This window comes from Streptomyces sp. AC1-42W, from assembly GCF_003248355.1.
Lineage (GTDB): Bacteria > Actinomycetota > Actinomycetes > Streptomycetales > Streptomycetaceae > Streptomyces.
In genome coordinates this window covers 1-14,399 of sequence record NZ_QKWY01000004.1, presented here as the reverse complement: position 1 = coordinate 14,399, position 14,399 = coordinate 1, and the positions used below count along the sequence as shown (strand labels likewise).

Here is a 14,399-nt window from a genome sequence, read left to right as displayed (position 1 = left end):
CCACGTGCCCTACGAGGCCCGCGATCTGAACCTGACCGATCCGACGAAGGGCTACCTGAACTTCGTCCTCTACACCGAGCCCCAGCGCGGCGCCGCCACATCGTCGCTGAACGCCGTGCTGGACATCGAGGCCCAGCAGACCGTGACACCGCACTTCCAGGAGTGGCTGGGCAGGCTGGTGCGGTGCGAACCGAACGCGATGCACTGCACCCTCGTGCGGTCCACGGACATCCCGACCCTGTTCCACCCGTGCGTCACGGAGGACCCCAGCAGCCCGTCGGCGATCAGCGGCTCAGGCTGCATGTGCCGCCGGACCTTCTACGACCCCGAGTACGGGCTGCCCGTCGTCGGCAAGCACTTCAAGCACGCGGGTGCCGGCGGCACGGACCAGTGGAGCTACACGACGTACGCTCCGCTCGAACTGCGCCCGGACGACGTCTTCAGCCGCTTCCACACCGGCCGCGGTCTGTTCTGGGCCCGGACGGACAAGGGCGTCCTGTCGTTCCTTCCGCAGAGGAACGGCCTGGGCTACGAGATCGGGTACAACGGCGGCGGCCCGCACGCCCTGGCCGCCTACCTCACCCAGGTCGCCACGACCGACGGGCAGCACACGACTGCCGGCGCCCAGTACGAGGATGCGCACCCGGCGATCGTTGCCTGGACGCAGAGCAAGGCGGCGGACCGTGGCACGAACGAGCTGTCGCTCAGCGACCTCGAGGCCATGATGCAGAGCTGACCGCCGTCGCATCCGGGCGCCTCACGGACCAGCCGTCCGTGGGGCGCCCGCGTGTACGCCGGACCGGCCGCGCTCCGCCTCGCGGGACGCAGGGCGAAGTCGTCGGCGCACCTGCCGGGACGCGATCGACGCGCACGTCCTGGAGGTGACGGTCAGGGGCGAGGGTGCGAGACCACACCCGACTACGGAGGCCCGCATGGTTGAACCGGTCCGGTTGTCCCTCTCGCCGGAGCAGCGTGAGCGCCTGGAGCAGCTCGCCGACGCCGCCCGGCTGCGCATGGCGCTGTACCCGTTGCCGACGTCGCCGCCCGTCCGTGGCCGCTCCCGCTCCCGGCAGTACCCCGGTGGCCGGCCGAACCTGTGGCGCACCGCGCGGGGCTGGCGCCGGGGCTGAGTGGACACGGTGGAGTCCACCGCGCACCGTGCACCGTGCAGGGAGGGGAGTGGAGTGGTGCGGATCGGCCGGTCCACTCGGTGCGCTCCATCCGTTGGGGGAGTGCGGAACATCCCGGCATCCGGTGCGGTGGTGCGGTGCATCGGGTGCACCGGTGCGGCCACCGACGATGCCGTGCACTCCCACCCGCCGCACCACCGCACCGGCGCGCCGCACTCACCGCACCGGTGCGCCGCACCGCACGTTCCACTGCCGCGCGTCGGAGTGGCCGCCACTCCTGTCCGCTCCACTCGATGTGTGTACGGAGGGTGACGGTGCATCGGATGCGGTGCACTCGATGCACCCCCCCTTGACCGGGTGTGCCGCCGGATTCCACCCAGCCCATCGGATGGAAAGCAACCCTTGTCCACCCATGAGTTTCGGCGTGATCTTCGACGTTTCCCCTTGACACACTCCGCTACCACCAGCGAGACGCCCAGCGCCGTGCCCTTGATGCCCGGTGCGGTAGGGGAGATCTCTCCCTCCCGGCGCACCGCGCACCGTCACCGTCCGTAGGGGCGGCGCGCGGTGCGGAGGATGCCGTGCATCGCCGCATCGCGGTGCGTTCCACCGGGTGGGAGTGCACGACATCGTCCGCACCGAGTGGAGAGTGGAGGCCACCGTGAAGCGCACCAGGCGTGGGTGGAGTCCACTCGGTGCGCTCCATTGGGTGGGTGGTGCGTTCCATTGCGCGCAACTCAACGCACCATGCGCGCGCCGGTCCGCACCCGCGCGCCACCGCCCCGGCCATCCGATGCGCGTGGCGCGCGCCGCCCGTCGCGTGTCGGCTTCTACGATCCGCGCGTGGGAGAGACCCCGGCACAGAAGGCCGCCAAGGCGGCACGCGGGCAGCAGCCGAAGAAGAGGCCCGGCAAGGCGCAGCGCGAGGCGATCAAGCGGGCGCAGGCGGCGAAGAAGAAGACGGCGGCGAAGAAGGCGGTGCCGCTGCCGCGCGGATCGGTGCGGGCCGCCTACCCGGGCACCTGCCCGGCCTGCTTCAAGGACTACGCCAAGGGCGATGTCATCACGAAGGTGACCGACGGCTGGGGGCACCCCGGCTGCGCGCCCCGGCAGCTGTCGGCAGCCGAGCGCGAGTTCGCCCGGAACAAGGCCCGGATCGAGAGCGGCGAGACGTTCCGCGGCCAGAAGCCCTCGGACTGGCGGCGCGGAGCCTCGCCGTCCAGCACCCGGCCCGCCCGCTGAACTCCAGCCGGGAGATGTGGCGTCGGCCACGGACAAACCCGCACGACATGGGGGTGGTCAAGGAGGAATCGGACACCCCCTCTCGCTGATCGTTAGACGACGGTCAAGGGGTGCTTCCTCACGGTGGCCCCGGCCCGCGCGCACATCCGCGTACGGGCCGGACGACTGCCGACCCGGCCCGCAGGCCGGAGAATCCGAGGACCCCGTGCCCGCCGACCTCACGCCCGCCCCCGCCTTCGAGCCGCACGAGCCGGCCGACCGCAGCCCCGTTGGCGGCGTCGACCAGGCCCCGCCGGCCCCCTCCACGGGCCCCTCCATCGCCCCCTCCACGGCCAATTCGCCCGCCGGACGCATCCGCGCAGGTCAGCCCGGGAAGTCAGGGTCCGGCGACGCGTTCGACAACCCTTCTAAGTCTCTGAAGCAGACATGGAAGCCGACCCACACCCGGAAGAAGGAAGTGCTGAAGGCTCTGGGGATCTTCCAGAGGGCTACCGCTGACCACCTGTGGCGGATGCTCCGGCCCGGAGACCGGCACGACCGGTGCACGAGGGACACCCTCAACGCCCTCAAGGGCGAGGGGAAGGTCCGGGTGGAGACACGACTGGAGTCGGGACACCAGCTATGGGTGCTGACCGAGCGAGGACACAAGGAAGCCAAGCAGCTGCTCCCGAAGAGCGCGCGGATGTCCGTGCTGCGCAAGCTCCAGTACGACGACGACGGAGAGCCAGTCGACGGCGACGGCTACGACGAACACGCCGCCGCCGTCACCTCGACCGCCGCCGTGCTCACCGGAGCCGGGTACGGCACCCCGCTGTCCTGGCAGACCGAGATCGCCCACCGCCTCCCGTACGGGTACACCCAGTACGCCGACCTGACGATGCGCGCCCCGGACGCTGGGGTGCCCGCGATGCTCCTGGAGGTCGACCGCGTCAACGAGCCCGTCGACGACCTGACGGCGAAGCTGCGCCGCTACAACGACTGGTTCGAGCTCCTGGCGCCGAAGGCCGACAAGGACAGGGAGAAGGCTGCCCGGCGGCAGGGGGCGGCGGTGCACGACTTCCGGCTGTGGTCGCGGATCTACCCGGCGACCGGGCAGGAGGGCTACGTGCCGGTGGCGTTCGTGTTCACGGGCAAGACCGCCGCGCAGCGCGAGAGCCGGATGCGGCGCCTGGAGCAGGCCGCCCGCCGCTACTTCGCCGGCACCCGGTACCCGTGGGCCGGGTTCACGGCCGTCGACTACCACCAGGCGGTGCCCGTGGTCGTCACCGAGCTGGAGCGGATCACCGCCGACCCGGCCGGGGCCGCGGGGAAGGTGTGGCGGCGGCTCGGGCGCGATGAGTGGCAGACGCTGAGCGAGGCCCTGGACAACCCGGACGGCGAGCGGCTCTACCGGAGGGAAGAGGAACAGTCCCGCCGGCGGCAGGCGGAACGCAAGGCTGCGGAGCGCGAGGCGCAGCGGCCGGTGTGCACGCAGTGCGGGACGAAGTTCACCGACGAACGCTGGCAGGTAACTGCGGGGTCCTCGTGGCACGGCCAGTGGGACGGGCTGTGCGGATCGTGCGCGGAGCAGGCCGCCGACCGCGCAGAGGCTGAGCGCGTCGCGCGCCGCCAGGCGGAAGAGGCGGAACGCGCGCCGGCCGAAGCGCCGGCCGTGAAGCCCCGCGGGCTGTTCGGGCGCCGCCGGTAGCCGGGCGGCTTCCGTCTCCGGCCGGACAGGCGGCCCGGCCGGAGGCGAGGATGAGCACCGCGAACAACGACGTGAAGGAGCCGATCGACGTGTCCCTGGTGCGCAAGAACTGTGCGGTGGCCACCCAGCTGACGGTGGAGGAACACCGCGAGCTCGCCAACCTGCGCTTCGGCGCGAACGCGCTGGAGGACTTCACCTGGTGCGAGGTGGAGTCCGGTCACGAGGGCGAGTGGCACTACGCCCTCGGACAGACCGCCAGCGACGGCAACTGGTGGTTGCGCTGGCGGCCCGGGGCCCGTGAGCTGGTCAATCTTCCGCCCTGCACCGACCGCGACACCGAGCACGCCCCGGACGACCCGACGCCGTGCCTGCTGTTCGACGGCCACGACGGCCGCCACACCTTCGAGTTCGGCATGGCGACCAACCGGCAGGGCCTGCTGCACCGGGCGCTGACGGTCGGCGACCTGCGCAAGGCGATCGAGGGCCTGGACGACGACACCGCCGTCCGGGTCGGGGCCGTCACCACGGGCGTCCTGCCCGACCTCGAGTTCGAGGCGCTGCTCCAGGCGGTGGGCGAGGGCGGCGTCGAACGCCTCGCGCCCGGCGGGGGAGTGGAACCAGCCCTGGTGCTCCTCATCGGCCTGGGCTCGGTGGACCAGAGCGACCGCGAGGTCATCTGACCGGAGGCCGCCTTGCCCGCCCACTCCACCGGGCGGAAAGATCGACACAGACCACCGACGTCATCGAGGGGGAAGAACACGGTGAGCAACACGCTGCTGCATCCGGACGGCTGGCTCGTGCTGGGGCTGCCCTGGCCGGAGAAGACCCAGGACGGCTGGGGCGAGTGCGCCCTTGCCATCGCCCCGCAGATGATCCCCCGCCACCTCGTCAGCAAAGGCGCCGGCATCGCGCTCGACCTCGCGACCGGCCTGGCCCGCGACCAGAACGAGGGGCCCGGCAAAGCGGTCTTCTTCTCCGACGTCACCCTCTGGCTCGACAAGCAGGGCAAGGACTGGGCGGACTTCGGAGCCGACTACGAAGCCGTCATCGACGAACTCGTCAAGGCACCGGTCCCGCAGCTCTACATGACGCTCGTGCAGAAGGCCCACGCCATCCTGTGCGACGCGAGCCGCGACGGGGTGCGCCTGTACTACCCCGGCGGCCAAGTCGAGCACGTCACCCCACAGGTCCGCGCCGACGTCCACGCCGCGATCACCACGAGCCTGGAGCGGGACTGGCCGCCCTACATCCAGGGCCTCATCGACCGCGGCGCCCTCCAGACCCAGTAGCACCGCATCGCTCCCGCCTCGGGCCCGGCCACCCCGGCCGGGCCCGACGCCGTCTCCGCCCCCCGTTGTCGGTGACGACTGGAAGGCTGGTCGGATGAACGGTGACGAGCAGCTGCTGACCGGTCGCGTCTACGGCGCGGACCACGACGACCCGAACCCCGGCCCGCTCCCGCACCGGACCTACGCTGAACTGGTCGGCGGCCCGCTGGACGGCCTGCTGCTCGACATCCACGGCTGGCGCACCGAGGAAGTCGACGACGGCGTCGCCCTGGCCACCGAGCTGTCCCGGTGGCCCGGCGGCCGCGCCCTGTACGACCCGCAGCCCGGCGAGCCCCGCACACCCGGCCCCGGCATCAGCTGCCGCTTCCACTACTCCGGCGACACACCCTGACCCCGGCCGCCGGCCCCGGCGCCCGGGGTGCCCTCGGTCAGCTGGGCGGCGGTGTTCTCGATCCACAGCAGCGTCCACTCGACTCCGGCCCGCCACCCGGGCTCCGCGCTGTCGTACCGGCCTTCGGCGTCGGCGCGGATGTTGGCGGCAAGGGCGCGCAGATCCTTCTGCAGTCCCTGCCGCTTGGCCGCGTCCATGGCCTGGATCATCTCGTCGGTGATGTCACCGGGTCGCAGTGCGCTCATCGCCCCACCCTGGACGACCGACCCCACGCAAGGCCACCCCTGCCTCGTGCGAAGGGCCTCGCGGCAAAGCCCTGGTCACCGCGTGATCTCCCATGACAGGCTCGTGAGCTTCCAGGCGGAGGGAACGAGAAGATGAAGAACGGCTTCGCGGAGACGCCGGGCGAACTGTGCCCGGACTGCACAGCGGGCCCCGCCCGGGAGAACGTCCGCGTCGCGGGCGGCACGCCGTACGAGATCTGGCACACCTCCGACTGCCCGGAGTGGACCGTCATGCAGATCAGCTTGGAGGCAGGCTCCCGGCGCATCAAGGAACAGGACGCGTGGGCCAAAGAGCTCTTCCCCACCGTGCACGAGCGGCTGAAGCATGCTGCCGAAAGCCTGCCGCCGGACAGCCCCGCCCAGCCGTTCGTCGACGCCCTGACCGAGCTGGTCCAAGCGCAGGCCGACACCACCGGCTTCGTGGTCCTGCACCGGTGGGTGGAGATTCTGGAGCGCCACTTCCCGCCCCAACTGCCGAACCCTGAGCACACCACCGAGTAGCGGTCAGGCGGCGTCGCCGTCGCCGGGCGGAAGCTGAGGCCGGCGGATCCGCTCACGCTCGACCTCGGCAGCGATGACCGCGCGCTGCGTCTCGCCACGCTGCTCGATGGCCGTCCGCTCCGTCGCGCCGCGCTGCTCGATGTGCGCCTTCGCCACCCGCCCGGCCACCGTGACCGCCGTGGCGACGGGCAAAGCCGTGACCAGGATGCCCGGCCAGGCGGAGCCGGTGAGGGAGTCACCCGGCTGGAATTCGGTCGGCGGAACATCAGGCTCGTCTGTACTCATAGCCCCCATCGTCCGGCCCTCGCACCCCTGTTGACCAGCACAGTCACCCGTGCGGCCCACAGGGGGCGGTCAGGGGTCGGTGATGTGGTCGGACCCGATGGACGTCACCGCTCGGGCAGCTTGCGGCGAAGACCGTCCATCGCCTTCTTCACGTCCCCGAGCTGGTCGCCGAGCACCCGCATACGCCAGTCCAGGCGCTCCATCCGGGCAGCGGCCGCCAGCGACGCGAACGTCTGCGCCATCTGCGCCGCGCCCGCCTCGCCCGCCAACGCCTTCTTGACGTACCGGGCGGCCATCGCCTCGTACTGCTTCGCGCGCTCCACCGCAGCCTTGAACTCGGGTGCGTCGTCGTCGTGTTCGGTCATGGAGCCCCTCCCAGGTTGATCTCTCCTCACCGTTGTACCGACCGCCCCGCACAGGCGGAGCCGCTGCCGATTTTCGGGCCGAAAAGTTGTCCACAGATCGCAGCTCAGGGCCCACTTTTCGCCGCGCTCTATCCACAGGCCAACGGCTTTACGGTTCGTGTCCGCTTCCGGGTGTGAGGTGCCGGGACGCACACCGAAAGGGCACGACCGATGGCACAGACGAAGTTCGACAAGCAGGTGGAGGAGACCGCCGAATCCCTCGCGTTCGGCATCGGCCGGTTCCTGGCCGGCCGACCGATGGACGGCGAGCGCAAGACCGACGCCACGTTCTGGCGCTCGGGCACCCGGGTCTTGCAGAAGGTCGAAGGCCGCGTCTCCCGGTCCTCCTACCGCGCCGGGTGGAAGCGCCTGACCTTCCGCATCAGCTCGCTGGCCGCCGTCGGCGCGGGCGGCTACCAGGCCGGGTGGGTCCACCAGGACGCCACCGTCGCCACCGCCCAGCAGATATGGGCCGACCCGGCCCCCGCGCTCGCCGCGCTGGAGCAGACCGGGATCGCCGCCGCGTCGACCGCGGCCGTCTCGACCGCCGCCTACTTCGCGCTGACCCGCAAGCGCCGGGAGCTGATGCGCGAGTGGGTGCTCCCGCTGCACGAGGCCCTCGCGCTGCCGCTGCGCCTGCCGGAGCAGACCGACCCGCGCCGCTACCTCCACATCCCGCGCAACTTCTCCGAGGACGACGCGGTGATCCGCGTGGACGTGCCGGGCCGCCTGGACTTCTCCAAGGACCTGGTCGTCGACATCATCGCCACCAAGCTCGCCCTGGAGGGCGTCACCTTCTCCTGGCACCTGGCGGGCCGCGAGACGTACGTGACGGTGAAGAAGACCCGCAAGCCCCCGGCCAAGGCGGCCTTCAAGGAGCCCAAGGTCCGCGAGATCGTGGCCGCCGCCAAGGAGTCCGCGCCCGTCATCGGGATCGGCTCCGCCGGGCGGATCGTCACCGTCGACCTGGACGCCGAGTCCCCGCACATCCTGGTCAACGCGAGCACGGGCGGCGGCAAGTCGGTGACCCTGCGGTGCATCGCCTGCCAGATGCTCCACCACGGCAGCCTCGTCTTCGTCCTGGATACCAAGCGGATCTCCCACCCGTGGGCCAACGGCCTGCCCGGCGTCACCTACTGCCGCGACATCGCCGACATCCACGACCAGCTCATCGCCCTCGGCATCGAAGGCCGGCGCCGTACCCGCGTCGCCGACGACCTGGGCATCGACGCCGACCCGAAGGACATCGGCCCGCGGCTGCTGATCCTCCTCGAAGAGGTCAACGCGACGATGAAGCAGCTGGCCCGCTACTGGGAGAAGACCCGCGAGTCCGGCGACCCGAAGGTCTCCCCGGCCGTCGACGCGCTCAACGAGATCCTCTACATGGGCCGCCAGCTGCGCATGCACGTCCTGCTGGTTGCGCAGTCCGCCACTGCCCGCGCTCTCGGTGGCCCGGAGGTCCGCGAGCAGTTCTCCACCCGCATCCTGGCCCGCTACAGCGTCAACGCCTGGCGGATGCTCGCCCCCGAGGTCCACCCGGCGCCGAAGTCCACCAAGCACCACGGCCGCGCCCAGGTCGTCTCCGGCGGGTCCGCACGGGAGACGCAGATCCTGTTCTTCACCGAGGCCGAAGCCCGCGAGTGGGCCACCACCGGCAAGCCGGCCCCGCCCGCAGTCGGCGCACAGCCGGGTCCGGTGCGGCTGCAGAAGCCGCCCGCCGACTCCCTCACCGACGCCTGGTCCACGCCCGCCCCCGAACTGCCCGCCGACCGTGGCGCGCTCGCCGACGCATGGAGCCCCGCCCCGGCCCCGGCCGCCGACCCGGGCGGCCCCACGGACCAGACCCCGCCGCCGACGACGGCCCCGGGCGACGACGACCAGGCGGTGGGGCTCCGTGAGGCCGCCGAACACCACCTGCCCGGCATCACCCTGGCCGCGCTGCGCTTCGCCCGCGCCAACGATCCGGCCTTCCCTGACCCGGTCGACAAGCGCGGCGCCGAGCTCCTCTACCGCGTCGGCGACCTCAAGAAGTGGGCCCGCAACCGGCCCCGGGCCGCCACCGGCACCACCGACCTGGACTGACCGGCGGTGTGCGGCGGGTCGGAAATCCGACCCGCCACCCACCGATCCGGACCTGTCCGCTTTCCCCGACACGATCCCCCCAGCCCTGGAGAACACCCGGTTCACCAGGCACTACACAGAAGAGGAACACCGCACCATGAACAAGACCGCGCTCCCCACGAAGCTCAGCTTCCACGCCCCCGACCTGCGCGAGCAGATAGAGGCCCTGCCCGAAGGGACCGCGCTCATCGGCATCAGCACCCACGGCGACGCCATCGCCGTCGACCTGACCGGCGAATGCCCGCACGTCCTGGTCTGCACCTCCACCGGCGGCGGCAGCACCACCGTGCTGCGCTCCCTGACCGCCCAGTTCCTCCACCAGGGCGCCCACGCCCTGGTCATCGACCCCAAGCGGATCTCCCACCTGTGGGCCAAGGGCCTGCCGACCGTGACCCACCGCGGGAACGTCGCCGGCATCCACGACGCCCTGGTCGGCCTCGGGGAGGAACTGGCGCGCCGCCTCGACCTCAACGACAGCGAGCTGGACGCCGCGCCCCGGCTCATCGTTTCGGTGGACAGCGCCTACAGCGCGCTGCGCCAGCTCACCCGCTACTGGGAGACGTTCCGCGGCAAGGACGACCCGCACACCTCCCCGGCCGTCGCCGCCCTCGAGGCCGCGCTGTGGACCGGACGCGCGGCCCGCGTCCACGTCATCCTCGACGGCACGCCCGCCCCCGGCGTCCTCGGGGCCGCGCCGCACGAGATGTTCGGCACGGTGATCCTGGCCCGGGTCTCCGCCAGCACCTGGCAGCGCCTCGCCCCGCTCGCCGGCCCCGCGCCGAAGCCGAGCAAGCACGGAGGCCGCGGCCACGTCGTCCAGCACGACGGCGTTCACGAGACGCAGGCGATCTGGATGACCGACGCCGACGTCGTCACCTGGCTCACCGACCCGGACGACACCCAGAGCTGACCGAGCGCCGGACATGCCACGGGCCCCGGGGGAATCAGCCATGACATCCCCGGGGCCCGGAATGGGTTCACGCTGTCCAACGACCGCGCGTCTCCAGCGTCACGCGGTGGCCGGCTCCGGCACTTGGAGTGCGTCCGCGACCCGACGGGCCATCGCGGCCACCTCCGGCGGGAACCGGTCCAGCGACCCGAGGTCGTCACACAGCTTTGCCCGCAGCCCGTGCAGGCACGCCATCGTGAACAGCACCTCCGGGCTGTCCTCGGGCTGCTGCGCTTCCTCCGCCTCGCGCTGCCCGCGTCCGTACAGCATTCGCACCGTCCCGAGCTCGCTGGCGTCGGCGGGCGCCGTCTGACCGAGCAGGCCCGCCAGGTGCGCCCGGTCGTCCTCCTGCGGTCCGTCGGCTCGACTCTGCTGCTGGCTGAGCTGGAGGTAGCCGTTCAGGGTCTCCGGGTCCACGCCGTTCTGCTGGCAGTACGCGGCGATCAGCATGGCCACGCTGTTCATGGTGTCGGCCGCGTCGGTGGACCGGTAGAGCGTCATCCGCTTCCAGTCCCGGGCGACGTCCGAGGCCGCGTAGCTCATGACCTCCTGGCAGCGCTCAACCGCCTCGTACACCATCTGGTTGACCGCGCGGCGCAGCGGCTCGGGCATCGGGGTGTGTTCCATGGCCGCACGCTAGAGGCCCGCGCGCCTGGAGTCCGCCGTCGCGGCCCCGCGCTCACCCGGACGGACCAGGAGCTGTTCCGGCCCACCGCCCGGTGCCGGATGCTCCGGCAGTGGAGGCGCCCTTGACGCCGGTCCCGGCCTGCGGGACGGTCTGCGCAACTACGCGCAACCGAGTCACAGGGGAGTACGTGATGACGCTACGGTTCGTCGGGATCGACCCCAACACCGGCGGTGAGGGATCAGCGACGGTGTGGGTGGAAGAGGAGAGCGCGGACCTGGTCCTCCAGGGCGAGGAAGCCGACGCCCTCCTCAAGTCCCTGGTCGGCTCCACCGAGTGGGTCGCCGGCCACAAGACGGGGATCCCGCCGCACGAGCGGGTGATCCGGATCCCGTTCCACATGGTGCAGATTTTGAGGGAGGCGTGCGATGCCGCTGAACGCGCAGCAGCTGAACACCGCGACGTTCGCTGAGCTGCTCGCCGACACCCACCACACGGCGGTCCACCTGGAGATGCGCGACCTGTACGCCGTCGGCGACGAGACGGACGACTACGCCGACTTCCTGGCCACCAGCGTCCCCAACCTCGACCCGGCCCGCTCCTTCTGGCCCCAGTGGATGCCGCTCGTGCAAAGCGCGGTCGCCCGCGGCGTGGTGATGCGCCGCGCCCGGATCGTCTCCGAGCCGGTCACCGACTACATCCGCTACGAACACGCCATCACCCCGCTCAACCTCCAGGCCGGGGAAGACGTGCGCTGGCTGCCCCGCCGCCGCGCCTCCGACATCGCACTGCCCGGCAACGACTTCTGGCTCCTGGACGACCGGCTCGTGCAGTTCCACCACTTCACCGGCACCGGCGACTGGGCACCGGACGGCAAGGAACGCACCACCGACCCGGCCGCCGTCGTGCTCTGCCGCGCCGCCTTCGAGACCGTGTGGGAGCGCGGCGTCCCGCACGAGAAGTACACCGTCCAGAACCACTGAGCAGAGCACCGTGAGCGCATCCCCATCGTCCAGCGCACAGGCCGCCCGCGAGGCCCTGGCCGTGCGCCTCAGCCACCTGCGCAAGGACGCCGGCCTCTCCGGGAAGGACCTCTCCGCCCGGTGCGGCTGGCACCCGGCGAAGACCACCCGCATCCAGAAGGCCGACGCCCCGCCCTCCGACGCGGACATCCGCGCCTGGTGTTCGGCGTGCGGCGCGGACGACCAGGCCGACGACCTCATCGCCACCGCCCGCGCCGTCGACTCGATGTATCTGGAGTGGCGCCGCCTGCACAAGGACGGGATGCGCAAGGTCCAGCAGAACTGGAACACCCTGCACGAACAGACCCGCGTCTGCCGGGTCTACGTCTCCAACGTCTTCCCGGGCTTCTTCCAGACACCCGGCTTCGCCACCGCCCTCATGGAGCAGATCACCCGCTTCCAGGGCACCCCCAACGACGTCACCGAAGCGGTCGCCGCCCGCATCGCCCGCTCCCGCTTCCTCTACGAGGGCGGGCACCGCTACGTCGTGCTCGTGGAGGAGTCAGTCCTCCGCTTTCGCACCGCCGACCCCGAGGCGATGCGCGGGCAGCTGCGCCACCTCCTGGCGGTGATGCCGCTCGCCTCGGTCTCGCTGGGCATCATCCCTTTCACCGCGCAGCGCACCGTCTGGCCGCTGGAGGCGTTCTACCTCCACGACGACACCGTGGCCGTGGTGGAGACGCTGACGGCGGAGATCAAGGTGACGCAGCCGCGCGAGCTCGCCGACTACGCCAAGGCGTTCGCTGGCCTCACGGAGATGGCCGTCTACGGCGACGCCGCCCGCGACCGCATCACGGCCGCGATCGACGCCCTGGGGTGAACTTCCGCAATTTCCCGCAATCTCGTTGAGGACGGAGCCGGAGCCTCCGTAGCGTCGAACGACACCGACGCGACCACTCAGCACACGGAGGCGGTGCCCATGAGCGCACCCACACCCGCCGGACCCGCACCCGACGGACCCGGCCTCCAGCGGCCCGACTTCGGCCGGCCTTCCTCCGCGCTGCTGGAGCGCGCCGTACGCGGCTACGCCCGCTTCCTCGCCGACCCGGACCCGGACGCCGACAGGGGCGACCACGGCCAGGCCGACGACGCGGCGGGCGTGCGGTGAGCGGGGCCTACGCCGTGCTCCACGATCCCGAGGGCCTGCTGGACGCCGAACTGCCCCTGGACCGTGCCCCGCACGAGGCCCTCATCACCGCCGTCCTCGCGTGGAAGGACCCGGACCTCGCTCCCTGCGACTACGAGCAGATCGCCCTCCAGCTCACCGGCCACGCCCGCGCGGTCGCCGCCGACGTCCGGCGTCTCGCCGCCGCCCTACCCAAGAGCGACGGCCGCGGCGCCCTCGCCGAAGTCATCCTCCGCGAAGCCGACGGCCGCCTGTCCGCCCCGCTCCAGGGCACCGCCCGCTGCGTCCAGAACCGCGCCCGCCTCGTACAGGCCCTCTACACCCGGCTGGACCGCCTCACCGAACCCGCCCCGGCCACCGCCTAGTTCGCCGGGGGAGCGGCCCGAAGATCCCAGGGCCTACACGCACACCAGTGCGATGCTCCCGGCTCAGAACCCCGGGCATCGCACCCCAGTGCGTGTAGGGCCTGGAAGCGGTGTCGCTGGCCCCGGACAGCGAAGGACCCCGAGCGCCCGTGCGCTCGGGGTCCTGTCGCCGCTCTCACCGCCGCCGCTCACCAGTCGTCAGGCGCGCTGCCCACCCACGCGATCGGCCGGCCCTCGCTGTTGCGGCCCCAGTGCGGTTCCTCCATCGAGGTCTCGTGCCCGTCGGGCAGCACACAGATCCGCCCCCAGGGGCCGTGCTTGCCCCCGCAGAGCCCGGCGAGTGCGTCGGCGTCGCCCTCCGCCACGGCCTGGTCGTAGCGGTCCTGGAACGGCTGGAGACGGGCGCTCAGCTCCGTGCCCATCTCCGTCTCCGCCGCCTTCACGCGCTCCCGCGCCTCCTGGACGCCGGGGTCGGACAGCACGGCCGAGATGACGTCCTCAGCCTCCGCGAAGGCCCTGGTGCGAGCGTGCCGCCGCACGGCGTCCTGCACGCGCTGCTCCCCGGCCTCGTGCTCGCCCGTGCTCATCACGCCGCTCCTTCCGTGGCCGCCCACTCCAGCCCGAGGCCGGCCAGCGTCCGCAGCTTGTCGGCGGTCAGCTTGGTCCGGCGGCTCTTGGAGTTGGACAGGAACACCCCGAGCCGCACCTCCGTCCCGTCCGGCAACGCCTCTACGTGGGCCCTGGGGACCGTCACAGAGCCCGTACGGGCCTTGTACTGCGCCAGGGCCGCAACGCCCCTCTCGAAGGCGCTCACGGGCGCCGTGGACGGCTCCGTCAGCGCGGCCTGCTCCACCGGGGCCGGAGTGGGGGCGAGCGGGGTGACGCCGACGGCCTCCAGGCGCTCGCGCTGCCCGTCGGCCAGGGCCGCCCACACCTCGGGCTTCCGCTGCCGGGCCAGCCACTTCCCGACGTCCATGC

21 protein-coding genes are annotated in these 14,399 nt (G+C 71.9%); 15 read left to right on the top strand and 6 right to left on the bottom strand.

Annotated features, from left to right (window positions below; all coding sequences use genetic code 11):
* Positions 1-4 precede the first annotated feature (4 nt).
* From DNK56_RS34300 to DNK56_RS34265, 7 genes are all read left to right on the top strand, one after another.
* Positions 5-736 carry a hypothetical protein gene (locus tag DNK56_RS34300; RefSeq protein ID WP_241990239.1) on the top strand — a complete coding sequence of 244 codons (732 nt, stop codon included), beginning with the start codon at positions 5-7 and terminating at the stop codon, positions 734-736.
* A 196-nt stretch (positions 737-932) separates the two neighbouring features.
* The gene (locus tag DNK56_RS34295) at positions 933-1,130 is read left to right on the top strand and encodes a hypothetical protein (protein WP_111339970.1); all 198 of its coding nucleotides are present in this window, start codon (positions 933-935) and stop codon (positions 1,128-1,130) included.
* An 843-nt stretch (positions 1,131-1,973) separates the two neighbouring features.
* On the top strand, positions 1,974-2,372 hold the full coding sequence (locus DNK56_RS34290; protein WP_199564826.1) for a hypothetical protein: 399 nt from the start codon (positions 1,974-1,976) through the stop codon (positions 2,370-2,372).
* Between the two features lie 205 nt (positions 2,373-2,577).
* Positions 2,578-4,059 (top strand): replication-relaxation family protein, encoded by a 1,482-nt coding sequence (locus DNK56_RS34280; RefSeq protein WP_241990238.1) that lies wholly within the window; start codon positions 2,578-2,580, stop codon positions 4,057-4,059.
* 50 nt (positions 4,060-4,109) lie between these two features.
* On the top strand, positions 4,110-4,739 hold the full coding sequence (locus DNK56_RS34275) for a hypothetical protein (protein WP_111339969.1): 630 nt from the start codon (positions 4,110-4,112) through the stop codon (positions 4,737-4,739).
* A gap of 81 nt (positions 4,740-4,820) precedes the next feature.
* On the top strand, positions 4,821-5,348 hold the full coding sequence (locus tag DNK56_RS34270) for a hypothetical protein (RefSeq protein ID WP_111339968.1): 528 nt from the start codon (positions 4,821-4,823) through the stop codon (positions 5,346-5,348).
* 94 nt (positions 5,349-5,442) lie between these two features.
* A complete protein-coding gene (locus tag DNK56_RS34265) occupies positions 5,443-5,739 on the top strand; it encodes a hypothetical protein (protein WP_111339967.1) in 297 nt (98 codons plus the stop codon).
* Here DNK56_RS34265 and DNK56_RS34260 read toward each other — a convergent pair.
* Positions 5,718-5,984 (bottom strand): hypothetical protein, encoded by a 267-nt coding sequence (locus DNK56_RS34260; RefSeq protein ID WP_111339966.1) that lies wholly within the window; start codon positions 5,982-5,984, stop codon positions 5,718-5,720. The genes DNK56_RS34265 and DNK56_RS34260 overlap by 22 nt on opposite strands.
* A gap of 132 nt (positions 5,985-6,116) precedes the next feature.
* On the opposite strand from DNK56_RS34260, the gene DNK56_RS35655 reads away from it, so the two are divergent.
* The gene (locus DNK56_RS35655; RefSeq protein WP_199564825.1) at positions 6,117-6,524 is read left to right on the top strand and encodes a hypothetical protein; all 408 of its coding nucleotides are present in this window, start codon (positions 6,117-6,119) and stop codon (positions 6,522-6,524) included.
* Positions 6,525-6,527: 3 nt separating this feature from the next.
* Here DNK56_RS35655 and DNK56_RS34250 read toward each other — a convergent pair whose 3' ends face one another.
* The gene (locus tag DNK56_RS34250; RefSeq protein WP_111339965.1) at positions 6,528-6,809 is read right to left on the bottom strand and encodes a hypothetical protein; all 282 of its coding nucleotides are present in this window, start codon (positions 6,807-6,809) and stop codon (positions 6,528-6,530) included.
* Between the two features lie 104 nt (positions 6,810-6,913).
* Complete coding sequence (locus DNK56_RS35155; RefSeq protein ID WP_158564905.1) at positions 6,914-7,174, bottom strand: hypothetical protein; 261 nt, start codon at positions 7,172-7,174, stop codon at positions 6,914-6,916.
* A gap of 210 nt (positions 7,175-7,384) precedes the next feature.
* Here DNK56_RS35155 and DNK56_RS35650 point away from each other — a divergent pair, with 210 nt between their 5' ends.
* Positions 7,385-9,295, top strand: coding sequence for a pRL2-11 (locus DNK56_RS35650; RefSeq protein WP_199564824.1), 1,911 nt, complete (start codon positions 7,385-7,387; stop codon positions 9,293-9,295).
* Between the two features lie 136 nt (positions 9,296-9,431).
* On the top strand, positions 9,432-10,244 hold the full coding sequence (locus DNK56_RS34240) for a hypothetical protein (protein WP_111339964.1): 813 nt from the start codon (positions 9,432-9,434) through the stop codon (positions 10,242-10,244).
* 99 nt (positions 10,245-10,343) lie between these two features.
* On the opposite strand, the gene DNK56_RS34235 is transcribed toward DNK56_RS34240, so the two are convergent.
* On the bottom strand, positions 10,344-10,910 hold the full coding sequence (locus DNK56_RS34235; protein WP_241990237.1) for a hypothetical protein: 567 nt from the start codon (positions 10,908-10,910) through the stop codon (positions 10,344-10,346).
* Positions 10,911-11,101: 191 nt separating this feature from the next.
* Between DNK56_RS34235 and DNK56_RS34230 the strand changes: the two genes are divergently transcribed.
* From DNK56_RS34230 to DNK56_RS34210, 5 genes are all read left to right on the top strand, one after another.
* Positions 11,102-11,380 (top strand): hypothetical protein, encoded by a 279-nt coding sequence (locus tag DNK56_RS34230; RefSeq protein ID WP_030699965.1) that lies wholly within the window; start codon positions 11,102-11,104, stop codon positions 11,378-11,380.
* On the top strand, positions 11,337-11,891 hold the full coding sequence (locus DNK56_RS34225; RefSeq protein WP_111339962.1) for a DUF6879 family protein: 555 nt from the start codon (positions 11,337-11,339) through the stop codon (positions 11,889-11,891). Before DNK56_RS34230 ends, DNK56_RS34225 begins: the two co-directional genes overlap by 44 nt.
* A gap of 10 nt (positions 11,892-11,901) precedes the next feature.
* Complete coding sequence (locus DNK56_RS34220) at positions 11,902-12,750, top strand: helix-turn-helix domain-containing protein (RefSeq protein ID WP_111339961.1); 849 nt, start codon at positions 11,902-11,904, stop codon at positions 12,748-12,750.
* 99 nt (positions 12,751-12,849) lie between these two features.
* Entirely contained in the window at positions 12,850-13,038 is a 189-nt protein-coding gene (locus DNK56_RS34215; protein WP_111339960.1) for a hypothetical protein, read from the top strand.
* Entirely contained in the window at positions 13,035-13,421 is a 387-nt protein-coding gene (locus DNK56_RS34210) for a DUF6415 family natural product biosynthesis protein (RefSeq protein ID WP_111339959.1), read from the top strand. The genes DNK56_RS34215 and DNK56_RS34210 overlap by 4 nt, the downstream gene beginning before the upstream one ends.
* Before the next feature lie 188 nt (positions 13,422-13,609).
* On the opposite strand, the gene DNK56_RS34205 is transcribed toward DNK56_RS34210, so the two are convergent.
* On the bottom strand, positions 13,610-14,008 hold the full coding sequence (locus tag DNK56_RS34205) for a hypothetical protein (RefSeq protein ID WP_199564823.1): 399 nt from the start codon (positions 14,006-14,008) through the stop codon (positions 13,610-13,612).
* The coding region (locus DNK56_RS34200; protein ID WP_111339957.1) for a helicase associated domain-containing protein at positions 14,008-14,399 on the bottom strand (392 nt) is incomplete at its 5' end. The genes DNK56_RS34205 and DNK56_RS34200, both read right to left, overlap by 1 nt.

Excerpts from the sequence above, each read along its gene's own strand:
- DNK56_RS34230 (WP_030699965.1), top strand. The coding sequence starts at position 11,102 with ATGACGCTACGGTTCGTCGGGATCGACCCCAACACCGGCGGTGAGGGA.
- DNK56_RS35655 (WP_199564825.1), top strand. The coding sequence starts at position 6,117 with ATGAAGAACGGCTTCGCGGAGACGCCGGGCGAACTGTGCCCGGACTGC.
- DNK56_RS35155 (WP_158564905.1), bottom strand. The coding sequence starts at position 7,174 with ATGACCGAACACGACGACGACGCACCCGAGTTCAAGGCTGCGGTGGAG.
- DNK56_RS35650 (WP_199564824.1), top strand. The coding sequence starts at position 7,385 with ATGGCACAGACGAAGTTCGACAAGCAGGTGGAGGAGACCGCCGAATCC.
- DNK56_RS34225 (WP_111339962.1), top strand. The coding sequence starts at position 11,337 with ATGCCGCTGAACGCGCAGCAGCTGAACACCGCGACGTTCGCTGAGCTG.
- DNK56_RS34265 (WP_111339967.1), top strand. The coding sequence starts at position 5,443 with ATGAACGGTGACGAGCAGCTGCTGACCGGTCGCGTCTACGGCGCGGAC.
- DNK56_RS34205 (WP_199564823.1), bottom strand. The coding sequence starts at position 14,008 with ATGAGCACGGGCGAGCACGAGGCCGGGGAGCAGCGCGTGCAGGACGCC.
- DNK56_RS34250 (WP_111339965.1), bottom strand. The coding sequence starts at position 6,809 with ATGAGTACAGACGAGCCTGATGTTCCGCCGACCGAATTCCAGCCGGGT.
- DNK56_RS34295 (WP_111339970.1), top strand. The coding sequence starts at position 933 with ATGGTTGAACCGGTCCGGTTGTCCCTCTCGCCGGAGCAGCGTGAGCGC.
- DNK56_RS34240 (WP_111339964.1), top strand. The coding sequence starts at position 9,432 with ATGAACAAGACCGCGCTCCCCACGAAGCTCAGCTTCCACGCCCCCGAC.
- DNK56_RS34235 (WP_241990237.1), bottom strand. The coding sequence starts at position 10,910 with ATGGAACACACCCCGATGCCCGAGCCGCTGCGCCGCGCGGTCAACCAG.
- DNK56_RS34275 (WP_111339969.1), top strand. The coding sequence starts at position 4,110 with ATGAGCACCGCGAACAACGACGTGAAGGAGCCGATCGACGTGTCCCTG.
- DNK56_RS34260 (WP_111339966.1), bottom strand. The coding sequence starts at position 5,984 with ATGAGCGCACTGCGACCCGGTGACATCACCGACGAGATGATCCAGGCC.
- DNK56_RS34215 (WP_111339960.1), top strand. The coding sequence starts at position 12,850 with ATGAGCGCACCCACACCCGCCGGACCCGCACCCGACGGACCCGGCCTC.